Raw genomic sequence first — 4,667 nt, forward strand, 5'->3', positions numbered from 1 at the left:
CGTAACCAATTGGTGCCGATCAACAAGAAATATCCGCTTAAGATGCTGCTCGAGTCGTGCCAGCGCTACATGTCCGCCCTTGGCGAGAAGCGTGTGCTGACCATCGAGTACACCTTGCTCAAGGACGTCAACGACAAGGTTGAACACGCCGTTGAAATGGTCGAGTTGCTGAAGAACATTCCATGCAAGATCAACCTGATTCCGTTCAACCCGTTCCCGCATTCCGGGTACGAGCGGCCGAGCAACAACGCGATCCGTCGCTTCCAGGATCAGTTGCATCAGGCCGGTTTCAACGTCACCGTCCGCACCACCCGTGGTGAAGACATCGACGCCGCGTGCGGTCAATTGGTAGGGCAGGTGCTGGATCGCACCCGTCGCAGCGAACGTTACATCGCCGTGCGTGAGTTGAGCGCCGACAGCGATCTGGCACAGAACGCCGCGAACACTAACTAAGAGAGGATCTCTATGTCCCTGCGCTTTGCGCTGCTGTTGCTGTTGGCCAGCCTGTGTGCTGGTTGTGTCCTGTCGGGTGACTACAACCCGATGAAGACCAGCAAGGGCCGCGATGAAGCGCGGGCTGCCTACGTGCAACTCGGGCTGGGGTACTTGCAGCAAGGCATGAGCGAGCGGGCCAAAGTGCCGCTGAAAAAAGCACTGGAGCTCGACAGTTCGGATCCTGACGCCAATGCTGCCCTCGGGCTGGTATTTCAGGCCGAGATGGAGCCCAAACTGGCTGACGAGCACTTTCGCAAGGCCTTGTCCTCCCGTCCGGGTGATGCGCGAACGCTCAACAATTACGGCAGTTTTCTCTACGAAGAGCAGCGTTATAAGGAAGCCTACGAGCGTTTTGAACAGGCCGCCGCCGATACCCTGTATCCTGAGCGTTCGCGTGTGTTCGAGAACCTCGGCATGACGGCATCGAAGCTCGGTGAGCGTGACCTGGCGCAGCAGCAGCTGGAAAAGGCGCTGCGATTGAATCGTCAACAACCGCGCGCATTGCTGGAAATGGCTGAGTTGTCCTTCGAAGACAGGCATTATGTGCCCGCACGTGACTATTACGACCGTTTCAGCCTGCTTACCGATCAAAATGCACGTAGTCTATTGCTCGGCGTTCGGCTGGCGAAAGTGTTTGAAGATCGCGACAAGGCAGCCAGTTACGGCCTGCAATTAAAACGACTCTATCCCGGTACGCCGGAATATCAGCAATACCTGTCGGAGCAATGATGAAAGCGGCGCATCCCGAAGTTGTAGCAGCGAATCGCGTTAACCCCGGTGAGACCCTGCGCCAGGCCCGCGAAAGCAATGGCTGGTCGCTGGCCGAAGTGGCCCTCAAGCTCAACCTCACTGTGACTTCCCTGAGCAATCTTGAAGCCGGCGCTTTCGACAAGCTGCCGGGGCATACCTTCGCACGCGGTTACATTCGCGCTTATGCCAAATTGCTCGGCATGGACCAGACCGTTCTGGTCCAGCAATTCGACCAGTCCACCGGCACCGACTCCCAAGGCAGTAACGTACACGCCCTTGGCCGTATCGAGGAGCCTGTTCGGGTTTCCCACACCATTTTGCGTATCGTCTGCCTGCTGTTGCTGATCGCGGTGATTGGCGGCGGTTTCGTCTGGTGGCAGGATCAGACATCGCTGCGAACCAAAGAATTGACCAGCCTGGCATCGGAGCACGTTGAAGTCGAAGGCGCCGACGGCACGACCCAGATACACCCGATAGACGAGCCGGAGGACCAGGCTGTTGCGCAAGGTCAGGCCGAGGGCGCCACTGCGCTGGCGCTACCGCAGTCGGAAACCACAGCCGAATCGACCGGCCCTGAAGGCGCCGCCCCGGCACCTGCTCCAGCCGAACCGGCCGCTCCCGCTCCCGCGCCAGTTGTTGCGACCCCGGCCCCCAGCGTACCGGCCACGCCAGCGCCGACGGTCACAGCACCGGTCGCCCTGGCAACGCCTGCACCGGCCCAGGAAGCGCCTGCACCCGTTGCCGGCGATGGTCAGGTGCAGTTGCAGTTCACCGGCGATTGCTGGGCACAAGTGACCGATGGTCGTGGCAAGGTTCTGTTCAGTGGTCTGAAGCATAAAGGCGACAGCGTATCTGTTTCCGGCAAGCCGCCGCTTGCTGTGCGCCTGGGTGTTGCCCGCGCCGCGCAGGTCAGCTACAACGGCCAACCGGTCGATATCGCTCCGTTCACCAGTGGCGAGACTGCTCGCCTGAAGTTGGGTCAATAAGTCATGCACGGCGAATCACCAATCAAACGTCGCGTCTCGCGCAAGATCTGGGTCGGTAACGTACCGGTAGGCGGCGATGCGCCTATCGCTGTGCAGAGCATGACCAACAGCGACACCAATGATGTTGCCGCCACTGTTGCGCAGATCAACCGTCTTGAAGCTGCCGGCGTCGACATCGTCCGCGTCTCGGTGCCAGACATGGACGCTGCCGAGGCGTTCGGCAAGATCAAGCAACTGGTCAAGGTGCCACTGGTTGCCGACATCCACTTCGACTACAAGATCGCTTTACGCGTGGCAGAACTGGGTGTGGACTGCCTGCGTATCAACCCGGGCAATATCGGTCGTGAAGACCGCGTGCGTGCGGTGGTTGATGCCGCCCGTGACCGCGGGATCCCGATTCGCATCGGCGTTAACGCCGGTTCCCTGGAAAAAGACCTGCAAAAGAAATACGGCGAGCCCACCCCCGCTGCGCTGGTTGAATCCGCGCTGCGTCACGTCGAACACCTCGAACGCCTGAATTTCCAGGATTTCAAGGTCAGCGTGAAGGCCTCCGACGTGTTCATGGCTGTTGAAGCCTACCGCCTGCTTGCGAAAGAAATCGTTCAGCCACTGCACCTGGGTATCACCGAAGCGGGTGGATTGCGTTCGGGTACGGTGAAATCCGCCGTGGGCCTAGGTATGCTGCTCGCCGAGGGGATTGGCGATACTATCCGCATCTCGCTGGCGGCCGACCCGGTCGAGGAAGTGAAGGTCGGCTACGACATTCTCAAGTCTTTGCGCCTGCGTTCCCGTGGAATCAACTTCATCGCCTGCCCAAGTTGCTCGCGGCAGAACTTCGATGTGGTCAAGACCATGAACGAGCTGGAAGGGCGCCTTGAAGACCTGCTGGTGCCGCTGGATGTCGCGGTGATCGGTTGCGTGGTCAACGGCCCCGGCGAAGCCAAGGAAGCTCATATCGGCTTGACCGGCGGCACGCCAAACCTGATTTACATCGACGGCAAACCGTCGCAGAAACTGACGAATGACAATCTGGTGGATGAGCTGGAAAAGCTGATCCGCCAGAAAGCGGCCGAAAAGGTCGAAGCTGACGCTGCGGTTATCGCGCGCGGTTGAGCCTGACTGTAGAGCCGAACGAATTTAAGGATTTAAAGTGAGCAAGTCATTGCAAGCCATTCGTGGCATGAACGACATCCTGCCCGAACAGACCCCGCTGTGGCGTTATTTCGAGGGCACTGTTGCGCGTCTGCTGGATAACTACGGTTACAAGCAGATCCGCATGCCGATCGTCGAGTTCACCGAGCTGTTCAAGCGCTCGATCGGTGAAGTCACCGACATCGTTGAAAAAGAGATGTACACCTTCGAAGACCGCAACGGCGACTCCCTGACCTTGCGTCCGGAAGGTACCGCAGCGTGCGTGCGTGCAGTGCTCGAGCACGGCATCACCGGTGGCGGCCAAGTACAAAAACTCTGGTACATCGGCCCGATGTTCCGCCACGAACGTCCGCAGAAGGGGCGTTATCGCCAGTTCCATCAGATCGGTCTGGAGGTGTTCAACCTCGACGGTCCGGACATTGACGCCGAACTCATCATCATGACCTGGCGCCTTTGGGGCGAGTTGGGCATTCGTGACGCCGTCAAACTTGAACTCAACAGCCTGGGCACCAGCGAGTCCCGTGGTCGTTATCGTGAAGCGCTGGTCGAGTACCTCTCGGCGCACCACGACAAGCTCGACGAAGACAGCCAGCGTCGTTTGAAAACCAACCCGCTGCGGGTGCTCGACACCAAAAATGCCGACACTCAAGCCGTGTTGGTCGATGCGCCGAAAATGGCTGACTACCTGGACGACGAGTCCCGTGCCCACTTCGAAGGCCTGAAGGCCCGTCTGGACGCCGTCGGCATTCCTTACGTGCTCAACCCCAAGCTGGTTCGAGGCCTTGATTACTACAGCAAAACCGTTTTCGAATGGGTCACCGACAAGCTCGGCGCCCAAGGCACCGTGTGCGCGGGCGGCCGTTACGACGGTCTGGTTGAGCAGATGGGCGGCAAGCCGACCACAGGCGTTGGTTTCGCCATGGGCATCGAGCGTCTGGTGCTGATGCTCGAAACCCTGGAACAGATCCCGGAAGAAATCTCCCGTCAGGTCGACGTCTACCTCTGTGCCTTCGGTGAAGAGGCCGAGTTGGCCGCTCTTACCTTGGCCGAGCGTGTTCGCGATCAACTTCCAAATCTGCGTCTGCAAGTCAATGCCGGCGCCGGTAGCTTCAAAAGCCAGTTCAAGAAAGCCGACAAGAGCGGTGCGCTGTACGCACTGATCCTGGGTGACGACGAAATGGCCCAGCAAGTGGTAGGTTTCAAACCCCTGCGTGGCCAGGGCTAACAACAAAGCATTGCCTGGGATGCGCTCGCCGCTCACCTGGCCACCTGCGTCGTGCAGGG

At 59.4% G+C, this 4,667-nt stretch carries 4 protein-coding genes and 1 pseudogene; all 5 read left to right on the forward strand.

The genetic code is table 11. From position 1 onward, the window contains the following. Positions 1 to 453: pseudogene (locus ACIOU6_RS25455) on the forward strand (23S rRNA (adenine(2503)-C(2))-methyltransferase RlmN); the annotation flags it as partial. A gap of 12 nt (positions 454 to 465) precedes the next feature. After that, a complete protein-coding gene (pilW, locus tag ACIOU6_RS25460; RefSeq protein WP_401139298.1) occupies positions 466 to 1,224 on the forward strand; it encodes a type IV pilus biogenesis/stability protein PilW in 759 nt (252 codons plus the stop codon). Next, the gene (locus ACIOU6_RS25465) at positions 1,224 to 2,231 is read left to right on the forward strand and encodes a RodZ domain-containing protein (RefSeq protein ID WP_401139300.1); all 1,008 of its coding nucleotides are present in this window, start codon (positions 1,224 to 1,226) and stop codon (positions 2,229 to 2,231) included. The genes pilW and ACIOU6_RS25465 overlap by 1 nt, the downstream gene beginning before the upstream one ends. A gap of 3 nt (positions 2,232 to 2,234) precedes the next feature. Beyond that, entirely contained in the window at positions 2,235 to 3,344 is a 1,110-nt protein-coding gene (gene ispG / locus ACIOU6_RS25470) for a flavodoxin-dependent (E)-4-hydroxy-3-methylbut-2-enyl-diphosphate synthase (RefSeq protein WP_401139302.1), read from the forward strand. 37 nt (positions 3,345 to 3,381) lie between these two features. Further along, positions 3,382 to 4,608: a histidine--tRNA ligase gene (hisS, locus tag ACIOU6_RS25475; protein WP_401139304.1), complete on the forward strand. Its 1,227-nt coding sequence runs from the start codon at positions 3,382 to 3,384 to the stop codon at positions 4,606 to 4,608. The last annotated feature ends 59 nt before the right edge of the window (positions 4,609 to 4,667 follow it).

Origin of the sequence: Pseudomonas sp. NPDC087615 (assembly GCF_044743445.1) — a bacterium.
Lineage (GTDB): Bacteria > Pseudomonadota > Gammaproteobacteria > Pseudomonadales > Pseudomonadaceae > Aquipseudomonas > Aquipseudomonas baetica_A.